This is a genomic window from Deinococcus seoulensis, from assembly GCF_014648115.1.
In the GTDB taxonomy this organism is placed as follows: Bacteria; Deinococcota; Deinococci; order Deinococcales; family Deinococcaceae; genus Deinococcus; species Deinococcus seoulensis.
Genome location: NZ_BMQM01000001.1, coordinates 117,827 through 135,865 on the forward strand (window position 1 = coordinate 117,827; position 18,039 = coordinate 135,865).

The window sequence follows — 18,039 nt, forward strand, 5'->3', positions numbered from 1 at the left end:
CAGCCTTCTGCCATTTACCTTCACATTCCCTCCGTGAGCTCCAGCGTTCCCTGCACGAGCGTCGCGAGGCGTTCGTCGCGGCCGACGAGTTCGGCGAGGTCCGCGAGTTGTCCGATGGCCTGGAATTTGCTGACGAGCGTGGCGACGTACAGTTGCAGCCATTCGGGTCCGGCGTTGTCGGCCAGCCACGTGAAGGCGTGGTGGGCCTCGTCGGCGCTCTTCGCGCGGGCGGCGAGGCCCACGACGGCGGCGTAGCGGACGCTGGGTTCGTCCGGTAACCTCAGCCCGGCGCCGCGTCCCTCAAGGACGGTGCCGAGGTCCGGCAGTTGCTCGTACAGGCGCACGAAGGCGCTGAATTCCGCTCCGGCGGCGTCTCCGATGGCGGGCGTGGCGTCCAGTCCGGCGCGGTGCAGGCGGGCGGCCATCTCCCAGGCGCGCGGGCTGGGCCACGCGGGCTGCTGCGGGTCCAGGCGCCACAGCAGTTCGGGCCGGAAGGTCAGGAACGCGATGACGTGCTCGTGCAGGCCGTGTGCCAGGGCGTACGCGCGCCACGAGTCGAAGTCCGGGCGGACGGTCAGGTGCAGGAAGCGGTTGGCGAGGGGGGCGGGCATGTCGAACACGCTGGCGCGGTCCTCCTTGCGGTTCCCGGCGGCCCACACGAACCAGCCGTCCGGGAGTTCGTAGCTGCCCACGCGGCGGTCGAGGATCAGTTGCTGCGCCATGCCCTGCATGGTGGGGGGGGCCATGTTCACCTCGTCGAGGAACAGCACGCCCTGCCCGCCGCGCGGCAGGAATTCCGGCGGGTACCAGCGGGACACGCCGCCGCCCTGCCCGTCGGCCTCGGGGACGGGCAGGCCGCGCAGGTCGGTGGGGGCCAGCTGCGAGAGCCGGACGTCCACGAAGTCCAGGCCGTGCCGGGCCGCGACCTGCGCCACGACGCTGCTTTTGCCGACGCCTGGGGGGCCCCAGATCATGGTGGAGAGTTTCAGGTCGCCGGTCACGAGGGCGCTGAGGTACGTCTGAAGTTCGTTCGCAGTGAGGCTCACGGGTTCACGCTACCGCACGGCACGGCCCGGAACGGTGGGAGGGGTGCCGTGCGGGCCTTGAATGTTCGGGGTGGGGTCGGTGGTATCGCCGGATGGGGCGGGGAGGGGGGGTATGGTGGGGGCGATTCCCCGTTGCCCGGCATCCCTTATACTTTCCGCATACTTTGACTCGGTACAAGTTTTCGCCCGTCTCGTTTCCTGCCTGAAGGAGTTGCCCCTTGCTGCCCCTGATCCACCAAGTGCTGTTCTTCGTCTTCGCCCTGATCGCCGGCGGTTTCGGCCTGTGGGGCTTCTACCGTCTGTACCGCCGCGTGGCGCGCGGCGCCCCCGCCAGCGAGGACCGCGCCGGGAACCCCGTCCAGAGGGTGCTGTACGCCCTGCGCGTTTCCCTCACCCAGGAGCGCACCTTCCGCCGCCGCACCGCCATCAGCGTGCTGCACTCGTTCATCTTCTACGGCTTCGTGTACTACCTGCTGGTGAACGTCGTGGACGGCCTGGAAGGCTACCTGCCGTTCCACATCTACTCCAAGGACAGCCCGCTGCTCGCCGGGTACAACTTCCTGGCGGACCTGCTCAGCATGCTGGTGCTGGTCGGCGTCATCAGCCTGCTGATCCGCCGCCTGTTCCTGCCCAGCAAGCGCGACTTCCGCTTCACGGACAAGACGCTGCTGCACCCGCTGCTGAAAGCGAACTACATCCTGCGTGACAGCCTGATCGTGTCCTCGTTCATCACCTTCCACGTCGGCAGCCGCGTGCTCGGCAACGCCGCCAAGATGACCGAAGAGGCCCGCAAGCTGGGCGACTACGACGCCTTCCAGCCGTTCAGCAGCGCCCTGGGTCGCCTCCTCTTCAACGGCGCCAGCGAGCAGGCCATCGAGGGCTGGCGCGTCTTCGGGTACTGGGGCGCCCTGGGCAGCGTCCTGGCGTTCCTCGCGTACTTCCCGTTCACGAAGCACATCCACATCTTCATGGCCCCCCTGAACTACGCCCTGAAGCGCCCGGTCGGCAGCGGCGTCCTGCCCCCCATGAAGGGCCTGGAGGAGGCCATGGAGGCCGACGAACCCAGACTGGGCGTCGAGAAACTCGAGGACCTAGAGTGGCCGCGCCTGCTCGACGCGTACTCCTGCATCCAGTGCAACCGCTGCCAGGACGTCTGCCCAGCCAACGCGACCGGCAAGGCCCTGAGCCCCGCCGCGCTGGAAATCAACAAGCGCATGGAACTGAACGTGATTGCGGCTCACCCCAGCCCCTTCACGCTGAAACCCGCCCCCTTCGAGGGCGGCGCGAGCACGGCGCACCCGCTGCTGGAATTCGCCATCAACGAGGAATCGGTCTGGGCCTGCACCACCTGCGGCGCCTGCATGCAGGTCTGCCCGGTGCAGGACGAGCAGATGCTCGACATCATCGACATCCGCCGCCATCAGGTCATGGTGGCTGGCGAGTTCCCCCCGCAGCTCCAGACGGCCTTCCGTGGCATGGAACGCGCCAGCAACCCCTGGGGCATCAGCCGCGACAAACGCCTCGAATGGGCCGAGGGCCTGAAAGTCCCCACCATCGACGAGAACCCGGAACCCGACGTCATCTACTGGGTCGGCTGCGCTGCCAGCTACGACCCCGGCGCGCAGAAGGTCGCCCGCTCCTTCGTGCAGCTGCTCGACAAGGCCGGCGTGAACTACGCCGTGCTGGGCAAGAAGGAAGCCTGCACCGGCGACAGCGCACGCCGCGCCGGGAACGAGTTCCTGTACCAGACCCTCGCCCAGGAGAACGTCGAGACCCTGAACCAGGTCGCCCCGAAACTGATCGTCGCGACCTGCCCGCACTGCATGAACGCCATCGGCAACGAGTACCGGCAGCTGGGCGGCGACTACCGCACCATCCACCACACCGAGTACCTCGAAACCCTGGTGGCCGCCGGGAAACTGCCGCTGGCGCAACTCGCGGACAACGTCACGTACCACGACCCCTGCTACCTGGGCCGCCACAACGGCGTGTACGACGCGCCCCGCAGCCTCATCACGCAGATGGCGGGCGAGGTGCTGGACCTGGAACGCAGCCGCGAGAACTCCTTCTGCTGCGGGGCGGGCGGCGCGCAGTTCTGGAAGGAAGAGGAAGAGGGCGCAGAGCGCATCAGCGACAACCGCTTCCGTGAACTCCAGGCCCGCCTGGACGACGCGAAAGTGGCCAGCGACGAGTTCGAGCAGACCGGCAAGGTCGTCGCCGTCGGCTGCCCGTTCTGCAAGGCCATGATGAACTCCACGCCCGAGAAGCAGAAACGCGACGACATCATCGTCAAGGACGTCGCGGAACTCATGCTCGAAAGCGTGCAGCGCGCCGACGGCACCTGGCAGCAGGCGGCCCCCACCGGCCCCGTGGCAGACGCCACCCCGCTGGAACAGCCCGAGGTCGTCAGCGCCCCCAACGCGCAGACGCCCATGGACCGCACGGGCGACCAGCCCGGCGCAGGCGCCCCCAGCGCCGTGGTCGGCGAGACGAGCGCCGCCGTGATCAACGCGCAGCCCGGCAGCCCCGACGCGACCCAGGGCACCCAGCCCGAAGCGCAGGCCGCGCACCCCGAGGCGACCGCTCGCAAGAGCTGGAAACCCAAAGCGACGGGTGCCGACGACGTGACGCCCACTGCCCCGGCGACCCCCGCATCCACCGACGCCCCGGCCCGCAAGAGCTGGAAGCCCAAGGGCGGCGACGACGTGAGTGCGGCGCCCGTCACGCCCGCACCGGAGGCTGCGACGGCGCCCACCGCCCCAGCCCCCACTGCCCCGGCTGCTGACGCCCCGGCCCGCAAGGCCTGGGCACCCAAAGCCAAGGCAGATGATGTGAACCCCGCCCCCGTCGCTCCGGCCGAGCCTGCTCCGGCCGCACCCGGCACGGACGCCCCCGCCCGCAAGGCCTGGGCGCCCAGGGCGAAAGCGGAGGCGGCGCCTGCTCCGGCAACCACCGCGCCTGCCGCGCCGAGCGAGGTGGCCCCCGCTGCCGCGCCTGCTGCCGGTGAACGGAAGAAGTGGGCGCCGAAAGGTCAGCCGGTCAGTGCCGCGCCCGTGACCGAAGCGGCTGAACCGACCACCCAGCCCGCGACCACCCAGCCCGCGACTACCCAGCCCGCAACTACCGAGGCCTCGCCCGCGCCCGCTGTGACGTCTGAAGCCGCGCCCGCTGCGCCCGCCCCGACTGGCGAGCGGAAGAAGTGGGCACCGAAAGCCGCGGCGGCTCCGGCCCCCGCACCCGAAGTGCCTGTTGCCGCCGCGCCCGCCCCCGAACCGGGCCCCCAACCTGTCACCGAGCTCATCACCGAGCACGTGCATCTCGAACAGGTCGGCGAGAACCTGCTCGAAGAGGGACAGGGGGCGACCAGTGAGCCGGGCGCCGGGGGCCGCAAGAAGTGGCAGCCCAGGAAGAAGAGCTGAACAGGCCGTAGGGCCTGAAGCAGGCACCACAGGCTGAACAGACGCAGCCTGCATGAGGGGCGCGCCGGGACATGGAATTCCGGCGCGCCCCTCATTCTGTCCGGCGATTGACGTTCGTGCTCTGCCGGGTGGGGGGTCAGGGCGTGGATGCGGGGCGCACCCCGGATGTGGGTCGCAACGATTGTGTGTCACGCTAGTATCAGGGAATGACCATTGCAATCGTCACGGATTCAACGAGTGACCTGAGCGCCGCCCTGTGCGCGCAGGTGGGTGTGACCAGCGTGCCGCTGTACGTGCTGTTCGACGGCAAGATGCACAAGGACGGGCTGGAAATCACGCCCGGTGACCTGTTCGCGGGCCTGAAGGCCGGGAAGAAGACGCCCAGTACCAGCCAGCCCAGCCCGGCCGAGTTCGCGGCGGCGTACACCGAGGCGCTGAAGACGGCGGACGAGGTGCTGAGCATTCACATCAGCGGGCAGATGTCCGGCACTGTCGGCAGCGCCCGCCTCGCCGCGCAGGAATTCAGCGGGAAGGTCACGGTCGTGGACAGCCGCTCGGTCAGCATGGGCCTGGGCCTGCGTGTCCTGCGGGCCGCCGAGCTGGCCCACCAGGGCCTGAGCGTGCCGCAGATCGTGGAGAAACTCGAGGCGCTTCAGAAGGTCGCGGACATCCGCTTCACGGTGGACACCCTGGACTTCCTGCGCATCAACGGGCGCATCGGCGGCGGGCAGGCGCTGCTGGGCAGCCTGCTGAACATCAAGCCCATCCTGGTCGTCAAGGACGGCCGCGTGGATTCCGGCGGGCGCGTGCGCGGGCACAAGAAAGCCATGGCGGACATCGTGGACTACGTGAAGAAGTACGCCGCGCAGCACGGCGGGGCGCGCGTGGCGGTCATGTGCACGCCCGGCGGCGAGGAGTTCGTCAAGGAGGTCCGCGCGGGCCTGAGCGGCGTGACGTTCGAGGACATGGGCGACCACATGATCGGCGCCGTGGTCGCCACGCACGCCGGTCCCGGCACGGTGGGCGTCACCCTGGAACCCCTGCACGCCTGACGGTGCGCCGCGCCGTCATTCTGACCCTGCTGGCGCTGGCGGGGCCACTCACGGCCTGCCAGCGGGACGCGCAGGACACGGCCGTGCAGTCCGGTGACGTGATCACCCTGCGGCGCGAGGTGAGCCCCCCGCAGCCGCAGGTGAGCGCGGACCTCGCGGCGCGCGGCGCGGACGGGTGCCTGCTGGGTGCCCCGCCCGTCCCGAAGGCCCCGCCGCCACCGCTGCCGCTGACGGGCACGCTGGGCCTGTGGGTGGCCGAGGTGGACCCCGCGACCCTGCAACCCCTGCGGGCCGTCGGGACCAACCCGGACAGTCTGTTCCCGCTGGCCAGCACGTACAAGCAGGCGGTGCTGTGGGCGGTCCTGCGGGCCGTGGACGCCGGGACGCTCAGACCCTCCGAGCGCTTCGACGTGACGCGCGACAACCAGAGCCTCGGCAGTTACCCCTTCGACGGGTCCAGCGTGCGTACCCTGGCCGAGCGCATGATCCGCAACAGCGACAACACCGCCACCGACATCCTGCACCGCCGCGTGGGGTTGCAGGCCGTGCAGGACGTCGCGGACGAGCTGGGTCTGTGCCGCACGCGCCTGATCATGCCCACCCGCGACTGGTGGGTCATGCAGGCCGGACTGTCCCGGACGTTCAGCGGCACGGGACGCTGGGCCACCGCGACCGGCGCGGAACGCGAGCGGCTGGCGCAGCTGATCGACACGGACGCCCGCGCGTACCGCGCCGATTACCTGCAACGCCGCCTGGACGGGTACTTCGACCACCACTACGACCCGGCGCTGGACCTGATCACCCACAACGTCAGCACGCCCTACGAGTTCGGGACGCTGCTGGCCGCCGAGTTCCTGCGCGGCGGTCTGTCCGGCGCGTCGCAGCGGTGGCAGCGGCAGGTCATGGCCCTCGGGTACGGGAAGTCCGCGCTGACGCTCACGCACCGGGGCGGCGTGGCCTACTTCGGCGGGAAGGGCGGGAACGGCTGGCGGCTCCTGACGTACAGCGGGTACGTGGAAACCACCGACGGGCGGCACCTGGTGTACGCCTTCATGCAGCGTGACGCCGCGCAGACGTACACCATGCCGAACACCCGCCGCGCCTTCGCGTGGATCAACGCGGGTATTCAGGCCGTGCTGGACGCCCCGGAACGGCCGCCGGAGGCTGGACCCACGCCCCCCTGACGTTCAGCGGTCGCCAGGGGCACGCAGACGGAATCCGTATCAGGTCGTGGTGTTGCTGTCGGCGTCGGCGCGGGCCAGTTCGGTGGTGATGGCGGCATTCAGGCGTTCCATGACCTCCGGGAACGGCGCGGCCACGCTGGCCCCGGCGGCCGGGACGTGCCCGCCCCCGCCCAGGGCCACGGCGACGTTCTGGGCGCTCACGCCCCGGCGGGAACGCATCGAGAGTTTCACGCGGTCCCCGTAGTCCTTGACCATCACGGCCAGTTGCGTGCCCTCGGCGCTGCGCATCAGGCCCACGTAGGATTCCACGTCCTCCCAGCTGGCCCCGGCGCGGTCCAGCATGTCCTGATCCACGCGGGCCAGCACGACCCGCCCGGCGTGCAGGAACTGCATGGTGTTCAGCACCTCGCGCAGCAGCAGGTAGTACGTGCGGGGGTTCTGGCCCAGCTGGTCGTTCAGCCAGCCCAGCCGCGCTCCGTGGGCACGCAGGCGCGCGGCGACCATGAACGTCTCGGGCGTGACGCTGTCGAAGCGGAAACTGCCGGTGTCGGTGTTCAGGCCCAGCATCAGCGGGGTGGCCATCGCCTCGGTCCAGGTGACGCCCAGTTCGTCCAGCAGGTCCGTGACGATCAGGGCCGTGGCGGGCCGCGAGGGGTCCACCAGCAGCGCCGTGGCGCGCCGGGCGTTCGTGCCGTGATGGTCGACGTTCACGACCGGTCCCGTATGCCCGGTCAGGTCCAGTCCGGCCACGCGGGCCGGGTCGTTGTTGTCCACGTCCAGTACCACGACCAGCGCGCCGTCCGGCACGGCGCTCAGCGGCCCGCTGAGTTCGCCGGGTTCCGGCAGGAACGTCAGGTAGCGGGGCACGGTCATGGGGGCGGTCACGTCGCGGCCCAGGCTGCGCAGCGCCCGCGTGAGGCCCAGCACGCTGCCCAGGGCGTCGCCGTCCGGGTTCTCGTGCGAGAGGATCACGAACGGGCCGGTGTGGTCCAGCAGGGTGCGGGCGACCCGTTTCAGGTCGGCGTGGTACTCGGGGCTGGCGGTGTTCTGCGCGGTCATCGCCGCTCACTGTACCCTGCCGGTCCCCTGCGCCTCTGCCCGGAACGCGGTCGGCCCGACCCCTGCGCCCCCGCGCGCTGATCCTCACGGCCGGACACCCCCCCCCGGCCCCCCCGCTGACAACGTGACGCGGGCACAGTATGCTGCTGCGCGTGCCCCGCCGTCTGAACCTGGCCGCCCTGACCAACGAGGAGCTTCAACTCCTGGTCGGTGAGGACCGCGCCGTGGGCCTGCTGGCCGACATCAGCCGCGCCCGCATGGAAGGCCGCGCCGTGCCCGGCCCCGAGGTGCACGACACCCTGACCTTCGACCGCCTGGAGGAACGCGCCTGGGGCAGCACGCCCGAACAGTCGCGCGCACTGGCCGCCGCGCACGCGGCGCTGCTGGCCCTGAACGCCGAGTTTCACGGCACGTTCTACCTGCCGGTCATCAGCGAGGTCCGGCACCTGCGCGCCTACACCCTGGAACCCGACACGACCGCCGCGCTGCGCTGGAGCGAAACGCCGGAATCCGCCCGCACGGCCCGCGCGTACCTGCAACTCATGACCTGGCTGCGGGACCGCGCCAGCGGCGTGGCGTGCGTCCTGACGACCTCCTCGCCCACCCTGTCGTCCCCGGCGCTCAGCGAGGAGATCGACCAGCACCACCACCCGGACACCAGCCCCGCCGAACTGCTGGCCCTGCACCGCGCCTACGTGCTGCGGCACGGGCGCGGGCAGAAACTGGGCGCGGAGGCCGACTGGGCGCGTCCCTGGCAGGCGTCCCACGCACTGAACCTGAGCGCCTGGGTGCGGCGCGGCCTGCTGACCGACGACCCCACCCAGCCCGCCACCGACGGCACGCCGAGAGCCCGTACCGGCAGCTGAGCGGCCGGCCGTGCAGGCCACTGATCCGGGCGGGCCCCGGCCCAGGTCTGAGCCCAGGTCTGAACAGAGGCGGCGTGCGCGCCGTTCCAGTGCGGCACAATCGGCAGCATGACCGATTCAGCCTCCCACCCGCAGTCCACGCAGTCTCACGCTCAACCTGACCTTGCCGGACGGCACGTCGCGTTCGACTGGGGCGGCGTGTTCACGGTCGGCACCTTCGACGGCCGCAGCACCCAGAACGTCGCGGACCGCAGCGGCGTGCCGGTCGAGCGGGTGCGTGACAGTTACTTCCGGCACGTGCGGCAGCTGGAGGTCGGCGCCTGGACGTTGGCGCAGTTCTGGACAGTCATGCAGGAGGAGGCAGGGATTCCCATGCCGTACGAGGATTTCGAGGAACTGTACCTGGGCAGCATCGTGGACAACCCGCCCATGTACGCCACGCTGGCCGCGCTGCCGCAGGGCGTGCGGGTGGGCCTGCTGAGCAACAACTACCCGGTCGTCAGCGATCACCTGCGCCGCGACCCCCGGTTCGGGCGTTTTCACCAGCCGGTGTTCAGTAACGAACTGGGCCACAAGAAACCCTCGCCGGAATCCTTCGCGGCGCTGGAGCAGGCCATGGGCGTGCCCGCCGCGCAGGTGGCGTTCGTGGACGACGTGCAGGAGAACATCGACGCCGCCAATGCCGCCGGGTTCCACGGCATCCTGTACAGCCACGAGGCGCATGCGGCCTTCGAGCAGGCCCTTGAGGCGTGGTTGAACGGCTGAACCATCGGCTGCCGCTGCCCCCGTCTGCCCCCGCCCGGTTCGCGCGACCCGGTGGGGGTTTTCCTGTGGCGCCGCTGCCCCTGGTGGTTTACCTGACGGGGTGGTTTACACCGCCGCGCCAGAAGTAAACCACCCCCCGCGCCGGTTCGGCCAGCGCACAATGCCCCTACACAAACCACGCGGAACCACCCGCACCGCCCACCCACACGCACTCCCCGCACACCGCCCAACCCACCGGGCGGATCCCGCAACACACCCCCAGGAGGAACACCATGACCACCACCCCCCGCACGCCCGCCGAGATCCTGGAAAAAACCTGGCAGACCGAGGAACGCTGGCAGGGCATCAAACGCAACTACGGCGCCGAGGAAGTCGTGCGGCTGCGCGGCAGCCTGCCCATCGAGCACACCCTCGCCAAGCACGGCGCGAACAAACTCTGGCGCCTGATGAAAGACGAACCCTTCGTCAACGCGCTCGGCGCCCTGACCGGCAACCAGGCCATGCAGCAGGTCAAGGCCGGCCTGAAAGCCATCTACCTGAGCGGCTGGCAGGTCGCCGGTGACGCCAACAACGCCGGGCAGATGTACCCCGACCAGAGCCTGTACCCCGCCTCCAGCGTGCCCGACGTCGTCAAGCGCATCAACAACACCCTGCGCCGCGCCGACCAGATCCAGACCAGCGAAGGCAAGAACGACATCGACTACTTCGCGCCCATCGTCGCGGACGCCGAGGCCGGATTCGGCGGCCCCCTGAACGCCTTCGAACTCATGAAGGCCATGATCGAGGCGGGCGCCGCCGGGGTGCACTTCGAGGACCAGCTGGCCAGCGAGAAGAAATGCGGTCACCTGGGCGGCAAGGTCCTCGTGCCCACCAGCCAGTTCATCCGCACCCTGAACGCCGCGCGCCTCGCCGCCGACGTCAGCGGCGTGCCCACCGTCCTGATCGCCCGCACCGACGCCGACGCCGCCAACCTGCTCACCAGCGACATCGACGACAACGACCGCCCCTTCTGCACGGGCGAACGCACCCCCGAAGGCTTCTACTACGTCAAGCCCGGCATCGAGCAGGCCATCAGCCGCGCCCTGGCCTACGCCCCCTACGCCGACGTCATCTGGTGCGAGACCAGCGTCCCCAACCTCGAAGACGCCCGCCGGTTCGCCGAGGCCGTCCACGAGAAGTTCCCCGGCAAGCTGCTGGCCTACAACTGCTCGCCCAGCTTCAACTGGAAGAAGAACCTCGACGACGAAACCATCGCCAAGTACCAGGTCGAACTGGGCAAGATGGGCTACAAGTTCCAGTTCATCACCCTGGCCGGGTTCCACAGCCTGAACATGAGCATGTTCGACCTCGCCTACGGCTACGCCCGCAACCAGATGACCGCCTTCGTGGAACTCCAGGAACGCGAATTCGCCGCCCAGGAACGAGGCTTCACCGCCGTCAAGCACCAGCGCGAGGTCGGCACCGGGTACTTCGACCAGGTCGCCCAGGCCGCCGGGGGCGGGCAGAGCAGCACCACCGCCCTGGCCGGCAGCACCGAAGCGCAGCAGTTCGGCAAGGAACTCGCCGGAGCGCACGACTGATACGGACTCCGATTGAATGGCTTATAAAGCCGTTCAATCCGAGCGGAGCGAGTAGGAGCCGAATCGGGTTCCGGACGTGGAGTTGACAGATCGGTGATGTTCCGATCTGTTAACGAAACAAACGGAATCCGTATGAACGCCTGACCATCCACCGCAGCGTGCGCGCTGCGCCATGACCGCCCAGCAGGGGGAGAGCCGGATTTCCGGTTTCTCCCCCTCAGGCGTTCCCGTCAGATCACGGCGCCGCTCAGGGCGACGGGCAGGGCTCGCCGCGCGTGATCGTCGTCGATGTCCGCACCACCGAGTAATCCCCGGTCTGCGGGCTGAACTGCACGTACTCCCGCTGCCAGCGGCACGACAGGCGACCCTCCCACGAGCGGTTCGTGGCGATGATGTGCCACTCCGTCCAGAAACTGTCGGTCATGGGGGTCACAGTGCCGCCCAGCACGGCGCCGCCCGATCCGGCTGCGCCCGCCGACAGCCCACCCATGCCCATGCCAAGCACACCCACCAGTAACAGTCCCGTCAGTCCTTTCTTCATGGCTTCCCCCCGCAGGTCACGCACCTGCACGCGAACATCCCGGCGAACCGGAACGCCTGAAAACAGCGACTTCACCCTCAATGCCTTCAATTGTGATTGGAACGCCCGCAGTGTAGGGGGCTGCCCGCAGCCGTTCAAGCGACCGTTCAAACGACACTGCTCCCGGAAGGATGCCAGCAGCAGCGGGGGCCTCGCCCGCGTGGTGCGGCGAGGCCCCTGCCGGGTGCAGCGGGTTACTCGGTCCCGACGGCGTGTCCGTCGTCGCGTTGCTCCAGTCGGAAACCGTGCGGCAGGAAGTCCCGGACGTAGCCGCTGATGATGTCGCCGTGCTGGTTCACGCACACCACGCGGGCGTCCGGCGCGAACTCGAACAGCACCTGGCGGCACGCGCCGCAGGGACTGGCGGGCGGCGTGGCTTCCGAGTACACGACGATGTCGGCGAAGTCGCGTTCTCCGGCGGTCGCCATGGCCTGCACGGCGCTCTGCTCGGCGCAGCGGCCCAGGCCGTAGCTGGCGTTCTCGACGTTCGCGCCGAAGTACACCTGTCCGCCTGTGGTGCGCAGGGCGGCGCCCACGTGAAAGCGGCTGTACGGCGCGTACGCCTGCCTGAACGCGACTTTCGCGCCTTCCAGCAGTTGCGGGTCGGGGGTGAGGTTCAGGGCGTTGCTGTTGGTGGGCATCTGGTGGGGGTCACTCATGGGGTTCTTCCTCGGGGTCCAGGGGGTCGTGGTGGGGGGCGCGTTCCACGCGGACGCGGGTGACTCGGCGCTGGTCGGCGTCCTCGACGGTGAACGCCCAGCCTTCATGCACGAAGCTCTGGCCGGTTTCGGGAATGTCGCCGAAGTGGTTGGTCATGAAGCCGCTGAGCGTGTCGAATTCGCCTTCCTCGTCTTCGAGGTTGCTGCTCAGGTACTCCTCGACCTCGCCGACGGTCAGGCTGGCGTCCATCAGGTACACGCCCTCGCTGATGACCTCGATCAGCGGGAGTTCGTCCTCGTCGGTCTCGTCGTAGATTTCACCGACGATCTCCTCGAGCGCGTCTTCCAGCGTGACGAGGCCGGTCGTGCCGCCGAACTCGTCTACGACGATGCTCATGTGGCTTTTCTTGTCGCGCATCTTGGCGAGCAGGTCCTTGATCTTCATGCCTTCGGGCACGAAGTACACGGGGCGCATGATGTCCGCGATGACGGTGTGGTCCAGCTCGTCGAGGTGCCGGAGCATGTCGCCGGTGTGCGCGATACCCACGATGTTGTCCGCGTTGTCCTGGTAGACCGGCACGCGCGAGTAGCCGTGTTCGGTGTTCACTTCCAGCAGGCGGCGCAGCGGCGAGGCGCCGTCCACCACGATCATGTCCATGCGGGGCGTCATGACCTCGCGGGTGGTGGTGTCGGACAGGTCGAACACGTTGTACACGAGTTCCTTCTCGCTGTCTTCCAGCACGCCTTCCTGGCTGGAGGCGCCCACGATCATGCGGATTTCCTCTTCCGAATACGCCGTGTGATGCCCGGCCACGCCGCGCAGCCCGAACAGGCGCACCACGCCGTTGCCCATGGCGTTCAGGCCCTTGATAGCGTACTGGAAGACGGCCGTGAAGATCAGCAGCGGCCGGATGACGATCAGGCTGACCTGCTCGCTGCGCTGCAAGGCCCAGCTTTTCGGCGCGAGTTCCCCGAACACGATGTGCAGGATGGTGCTGATCGCGAACGCCACCCCGAACGAGATGGCCGTGATCTGCGCCTCCGTGAACTGCCCTTCCGGGAACAGGGGGTGCAGCAGGTGCTCGATGGCGGGCTCGGCCACGAAGCCGATGGCGAGGCTGGCCATGGTGATGCCCAGCTGCGTCGCGGCGATGTACAGGTCGAGGTTCTGCAGGGCGCGCTGCGTGGCCTTGGCCGTGGCGTTGCCCTCGTCGGCCAGCTGGTCGATGCGGGTGCGGCGCACGCTGACCAGCGCGAACTCGGCCGCGACGAAAAAGCCGTTCATCAGCACGAGGAAGAACAGGGCGAGAATACCGAGAAGGTCATTCATGAATGGACGCGCTCCAAGTTTCGCGTCCCGGTCATCCGCGAGGCACGTGCTGCCCGCCCACGCCCGCTGGGGGTGGTGCGTCGGTGTCCGGTGGTGGTGTCGCCACAGCAAAAAGCCGCCCTGAGGCGGAATTCACCGGGCGTGTCGGAAGAGCCAGAACTGGGAGGCTCCATAGCAGAGCGGAGTGTAACACACCCGCCTGCCCCTCACCGGCAGTGTCCGCCGCGCGGTAACGCCCCTGCAAAAAGCGCGGGCGCGCTACGCTGAGGCGAATCACAGTCTCTTCAGCGGCGCGGCGTGCGCGCCTCGCCCCGTTCCCACCCTTCGCCGGAGGTTTCCATCATGACCCAGCACGTTCCTGCCAGCCTGCCCGACACGTACCGCGCCCTGCGCGTCGAGAAGACCGAGAGCGGCACCCACGCCAGCCTCCAGACCCTCCCGGCCACCGCGCTGCCCGACGGTGAGGTCGTCGTGCAGGTCACGCACTCCAGCCTGAACTACAAAGACGGCCTTGCCGTCTCCGGGCAGCCCGGCGTGCTGCGCTCGTACCCCATGACGCCCGGCATCGACCTTGCCGGTACGGTCCTGACCGACAGCACGGGCCGCTGGCAGACCGGGCAGGACGTGATCCTGACCGGCTGGGGCATCGGCGAGCGCCAGGACGGCGGGTACGCCACCCTGGCCCGCGTGAAGGCCGACTGGCTGGTCGCGCAGCCCGAAGGAACGGACGCCCACTGGGCCATGAGTGTCGGCACGGCCGGATTCACCGCCATGCTGGCCGTCATGGCCCTCGAGGAGCACGGCGTGACCCCCGGCGACGGCGAGGTCCTCGTGACCGGCGCGGCGGGCGGCGTGGGCAGCACCGCCGTGGCCCTGCTGGCCGCCGCCGGGCACACCGTGGTCGCCAGCACGGGCCGCGCGCAGGAGGAAGCGTACCTGCTGGGCCTGGGCGCCAGTCGCGTCATCGGCCGCGAGGAACTCCCGGCCCTGAAACGCCCGCTGGAGAAGGAACGCTGGGCAGGCGTGGTGGACAGCGTGGGCGGCGCGACCCTGGCCGGCGCGTACGCCTCCACCCGCGCCCACGGGTCGCTGGCCGTGTGCGGACTGGCGGGCGGCAGCGAACTGAACGCCAGCGTGTTCCCGCTGATCCTGCGCGGCGTGAACCTGCTGGGCATCGACAGCGTCACCTGCCCCGCCGCCCGCCGCGAGGCCGCCTGGGCACGCCTGGCCCGCGACCTGCAACCCGGCGCGCTGGCCGCCGTCACCCACACCCGCCCCCTGAGTGACCTGCCTGCCCTGGCCGGGCAGATCCTCGCCGGACAGGTGCGCGGCCGGACCGTCATCGACGTGAACGGCTGAGCCACGGCGCTGACGCAGGATGGGCGGCCCCGCGCAGGTGGGGCCGCCCATCAACCATCAACCATCAACCATCAACCATCAACCATCAACCATCAACCATCAACCATCAACCATCAACCATCAACCATCAACGGTCAGCGTGCCTGCATGTCCCCCAGGTCCACGCCCGGCTGCGTGTCCGAGAGCGTGAAGCTGCGTTCGTCGCGGCGTTCGCCGGTTTCGCCGTAGATGCCGTTGCCGTTCAGGTCCTCGCCCGCCACGGCGCGGTAGATGCCGTCGCCCAGCCACGCCTGGAAGCGGCCCAGGGTGTCCAGGGCGGGCTGGTAGGTGCGGCCGCGCGCGTCCTGCAGGCGCAGGCCATGGCCGCTGCTGACGGCGGGGGCGTTCAGGGCGGCGGCGGCGTTGATCAGGCCGTACCCGAACTGGTCGTCGCGTCCGGCGGCGCCGAGGTCCGTGGCGGTGGCGTTCAGGCGGGCCAGGGTGCCGGCGGCGTCGCTGGTGACGCCCTTGGAGAGCAGCAGCGCGGCCAGCGCGGCGACCTGCGGGCTGGCCTGACTGGTCCCGACTTCCAGTTCGTAGTTGGGTTCGTTCTTCTGGTAGTCCCAGCTGGTCGAGAGGATCATGTCGGGCATGGGTTTGCCGTTCAGGGCGGCGCCGTTGAAGGTGCCCTGCGTGTATGGGTCGGCCCCGCCGGGCGCGGCGAGCTGCACCTGCGGGTAGGCGTTACTGAACGTCGAGCGGACCGGGGCGCTGCCGCCGGAGAGGGTGACGCTGGCCACGGCGACCGCGCCGGGGCAGGCGGCGGGGTAGTAGGGGAGGGTGCCGTAGCCGTTCCCGGCGGCGGCCACCACGAGACTCCCGGCGGCCGTGGCGTCCTGCACGGCGTCGCACATTTCCTGGGCGTTGGCGGCGCTGGTGGCCCCGCCGAGGCTGAGGTTGATGACCTGCGCGGCGTGCGGGGTGCGGGTCATGACGCCGTTCACGCTGACGGGCAGCCCGGCGGCGTAGCGGATGGCGAGCGCCACGTCGGATTCGGTGGCGTTGCCGGTCGCGTCGATCACGCGTACGGGCAGGACCTTCACGTTGGCGGTGCGGGTCGCGCCGACCACGCCGGTCAGGCTGCACGCGGCGCAACTGGCGTCGTTCAGGCCCCAGCGGGCGGCGATGATGCCGGTCACGTGCGTGCCGTGACTGCCGGTGCTGCGGCCGGGAACGGCCGGGTCGGTGGGGTCGGTGTCGGGGCCGTCGCCGTCGCCGTTGCCGGTGCTGGTGATCAGGTCCATGGCGCCCTCGCCCGGCTGCCACAGTTGCCCTTTCAGGTCCGGGTGGTCGAAACGCACGCCGGTGTCGATCACGGCGACGGTCACGGCTTTGCTGTACGTGCCGCTTTCCATGTCGCGCCACACGGCGCCGTACCCGGTGAGCGGGTACGCCCATTGCAGGGGCGCGTACTGGTCGGTGGGCGTGACGGGCGCGGCGGTCGCCTGGGCGCGCAGGATCACGTCCGGCGTGACGGATTCCACGCTGGGGTCGGCGCGCAGGGCGGCCAGCGCGGCGGGCACGTCACTGACCTGCACGGCCACGCTGCGGCTGCTCAGCGGGCGGATGGCCTGCCCGGTCAGACCGGCGCTGCTCAGGGTGCGGGCGACCTGCCGGGTCACGGTCTGCCACTGCGCCTGCTGGGTCTGCTGCGCCTGCCGGGTGTCCGGCGTGCCCTGGATGCCCAGGGTGTCCGGGGTGGCCCGGTAGCGCACGATCACGCCTCGCGCCTCCGGCGCCGTGTCGGTGCGGGCGGGCGGGGCGGCCGTGCCGATGTCGTTCCCCTGCGCCTGGGCGGGGGCCGTGACCCGGCCGGTCACGCTGTACTGCGCGGCGGTGACGGTCCAGGTGACGGTGCCGCTGCGGGCGGCGCTGCCGGTCCCGGAACTCCAGGACAGCGTCAGGGGCGCGCTGAGCGTCTGCTGATCCGCTGCCAGGGGCGTGACCAGCGACCGGTCGGCCGTGACCGTGAAGGCCACGTTCCCGCTGCCCGCCTGCTGGCTCAGGCGCAGCCACGCGGGTATGCTCACGGCCGACCACGTGCCGCTGAAGGGAACGTTCAGGGTGGCACTGGCGGCCTGCGCCAGCGGTACCGTCCGGTCGGCCAGGGTGGTGGGGGTGGTGGGAACCGGCGTGGTCCCGGTATCCGGCGGGTTCATGTCGGGCGTGAACGTGACGTCGCAGGCGCTGAGCAGGGTCAGGCCCAGCAGGCCCAGCAGGGCAGAGGCGGGGTGGCGGGACATGTGCCGTACAGCATGACGCACCGCACCTGACGTTGCATGAACCCCGGCGGGCGCGCGGCCCTCCAGGGTGAACTTTGGCACGGGCGCCGCGCCCGGCGGGTGGCACAATGACGCGCGTGCCCAGCGGACGTGTTCATAACCTCATCAACATCGCGGCGTACAGCGTCCTGGCGGCAGGCACGCTGGTCGCGTCCCGTCAGGAACTCGTGAGCGTCACCTCCGTGCAGGCCCTGAATTTCACGCTGGCGTACGCGGCCGGAACGTTCCTGCTCTCACCGGACCTGGACCTCGCCGAGGGCCGCGTGGACAGCAAACGCCACTGGGGCATCCTGGGCGTGCTGTGGGTACCGTACGGCATGATGTTCAGCCACCGTGGCCTGTCCCACACCTGGATTCTGGGTCCCCTGACGCGGCTGGCGTACCTGGCGGTCATGGTGGCGCTGGTGGTGGGCCTGCTGAGTTACGTGGTGCCGTCCCTGCGGTTCCCGGCGCTGCCTGAACCGCTGGACGCGGCGGTGCTCGCGCCGTTCGCGCTGGGGTACTACCTGAGTCAGTGGCTGCACCTGATTGCCGACGGGGTACGCCCGGACCATGGGCTGCGGCGCGGGTACCGCAAACTGGGGCAGTCGGGGCTGGGCCGCACTCTGAGCGGCAAGCCGGGTCGCGCGCGCGGGGGGCGGGGCCGCAGGCGCTGAGGTCCGGACGAGGTGCTGTGTCACCCCGCCCCTGCGCGCGCGTGACCCCCTTTGCTACACTGCCGGGACAGGGGAGGGCACGCCCGGTTCCTGCCCGGCCCGTCCGGATTGCTCGCGCCCGCTCCAGTCTCTTTTCATTGTTTGATCCGGCTTCGTCTGCTCG

14 protein-coding genes are annotated in these 18,039 nt (G+C 69.9%); 8 read left to right on the forward strand and 6 right to left on the reverse strand.

Annotated elements, in window-relative coordinates:
* Nucleotides 1-20: 20 nt before the first annotated feature.
* A complete protein-coding gene (locus IEY70_RS00535) occupies nucleotides 21-1,046 on the reverse strand; it encodes an ATP-binding protein (RefSeq protein WP_189063029.1) in 1,026 nt (341 codons plus the stop codon).
* 218 nt (nucleotides 1,047-1,264) lie between these two features.
* Here IEY70_RS00535 and IEY70_RS00540 point away from each other — a divergent pair, with 218 nt between their 5' ends.
* From IEY70_RS00540 to IEY70_RS00550, 3 genes are all read left to right on the forward strand, one after another.
* Nucleotides 1,265-4,465: a heterodisulfide reductase-related iron-sulfur binding cluster gene (locus IEY70_RS00540; RefSeq protein ID WP_189063030.1), complete on the forward strand. Its 3,201-nt coding sequence runs from the start codon at nucleotides 1,265-1,267 to the stop codon at nucleotides 4,463-4,465.
* A gap of 206 nt (nucleotides 4,466-4,671) precedes the next feature.
* Nucleotides 4,672-5,517: a DegV family protein gene (locus IEY70_RS00545; protein ID WP_189063031.1), complete on the forward strand. Its 846-nt coding sequence runs from the start codon at nucleotides 4,672-4,674 to the stop codon at nucleotides 5,515-5,517.
* A gap of 2 nt (nucleotides 5,518-5,519) precedes the next feature.
* A complete protein-coding gene (locus IEY70_RS00550) occupies nucleotides 5,520-6,701 on the forward strand; it encodes a serine hydrolase (protein WP_229777515.1) in 1,182 nt (393 codons plus the stop codon).
* A gap of 39 nt (nucleotides 6,702-6,740) precedes the next feature.
* On the opposite strand, the gene IEY70_RS00555 is transcribed toward IEY70_RS00550, so the two are convergent.
* A complete protein-coding gene (locus IEY70_RS00555; protein WP_189063032.1) occupies nucleotides 6,741-7,760 on the reverse strand; it encodes a DHH family phosphoesterase in 1,020 nt (339 codons plus the stop codon).
* Nucleotides 7,761-7,912: 152 nt separating this feature from the next.
* Between IEY70_RS00555 and IEY70_RS00560 the strand changes: the two genes are divergently transcribed.
* From IEY70_RS00560 to aceA, 3 genes are all read left to right on the forward strand, one after another.
* A complete protein-coding gene (locus tag IEY70_RS00560; RefSeq protein WP_229777516.1) occupies nucleotides 7,913-8,626 on the forward strand; it encodes a hypothetical protein in 714 nt (237 codons plus the stop codon).
* 108 nt (nucleotides 8,627-8,734) lie between these two features.
* Nucleotides 8,735-9,391 carry an HAD family hydrolase gene (locus tag IEY70_RS00565; protein ID WP_189063034.1) on the forward strand — a complete coding sequence of 219 codons (657 nt, stop codon included), beginning with the start codon at nucleotides 8,735-8,737 and terminating at the stop codon, nucleotides 9,389-9,391.
* A 272-nt stretch (nucleotides 9,392-9,663) separates the two neighbouring features.
* Nucleotides 9,664-10,971, forward strand: coding sequence for an isocitrate lyase (gene aceA, locus IEY70_RS00570; RefSeq protein WP_189063035.1), 1,308 nt, complete (start codon nucleotides 9,664-9,666; stop codon nucleotides 10,969-10,971).
* Between the two features lie 247 nt (nucleotides 10,972-11,218).
* Here the strand turns inward: aceA and IEY70_RS00575 are convergent, their stop codons facing one another.
* The 3 genes from IEY70_RS00575 to IEY70_RS00585 form a co-directional block, all read right to left on the reverse strand.
* Entirely contained in the window at nucleotides 11,219-11,512 is a 294-nt protein-coding gene (locus IEY70_RS00575; protein ID WP_189063036.1) for a hypothetical protein, read from the reverse strand.
* A 233-nt stretch (nucleotides 11,513-11,745) separates the two neighbouring features.
* Nucleotides 11,746-12,210, reverse strand: a complete 465-nt coding sequence (gene cdd / locus IEY70_RS00580; RefSeq protein ID WP_229777517.1) for a cytidine deaminase — start codon at nucleotides 12,208-12,210, stop codon at nucleotides 11,746-11,748.
* Entirely contained in the window at nucleotides 12,203-13,540 is a 1,338-nt protein-coding gene (locus tag IEY70_RS00585; protein ID WP_189063037.1) for a hemolysin family protein, read from the reverse strand. The genes cdd and IEY70_RS00585 overlap by 8 nt, the downstream gene beginning before the upstream one ends.
* 342 nt (nucleotides 13,541-13,882) lie before the next feature.
* Between IEY70_RS00585 and IEY70_RS00590 the strand changes: the two genes are divergently transcribed.
* On the forward strand, nucleotides 13,883-14,899 hold the full coding sequence (locus IEY70_RS00590; RefSeq protein ID WP_189063038.1) for an MDR family oxidoreductase: 1,017 nt from the start codon (nucleotides 13,883-13,885) through the stop codon (nucleotides 14,897-14,899).
* 134 nt (nucleotides 14,900-15,033) lie between these two features.
* Here the strand turns inward: IEY70_RS00590 and IEY70_RS00595 are convergent, their stop codons facing one another.
* Entirely contained in the window at nucleotides 15,034-17,181 is a 2,148-nt protein-coding gene (locus IEY70_RS00595) for a S8 family serine peptidase (protein ID WP_189063039.1), read from the reverse strand.
* A 116-nt stretch (nucleotides 17,182-17,297) separates the two neighbouring features.
* Here IEY70_RS00595 and IEY70_RS00600 point away from each other — a divergent pair, with 116 nt between their 5' ends.
* Nucleotides 17,298-17,876 carry a metal-binding protein gene (locus tag IEY70_RS00600; RefSeq protein ID WP_189063040.1) on the forward strand — a complete coding sequence of 193 codons (579 nt, stop codon included), beginning with the start codon at nucleotides 17,298-17,300 and terminating at the stop codon, nucleotides 17,874-17,876.
* The last annotated feature ends 163 nt before the right edge of the window (nucleotides 17,877-18,039 follow it).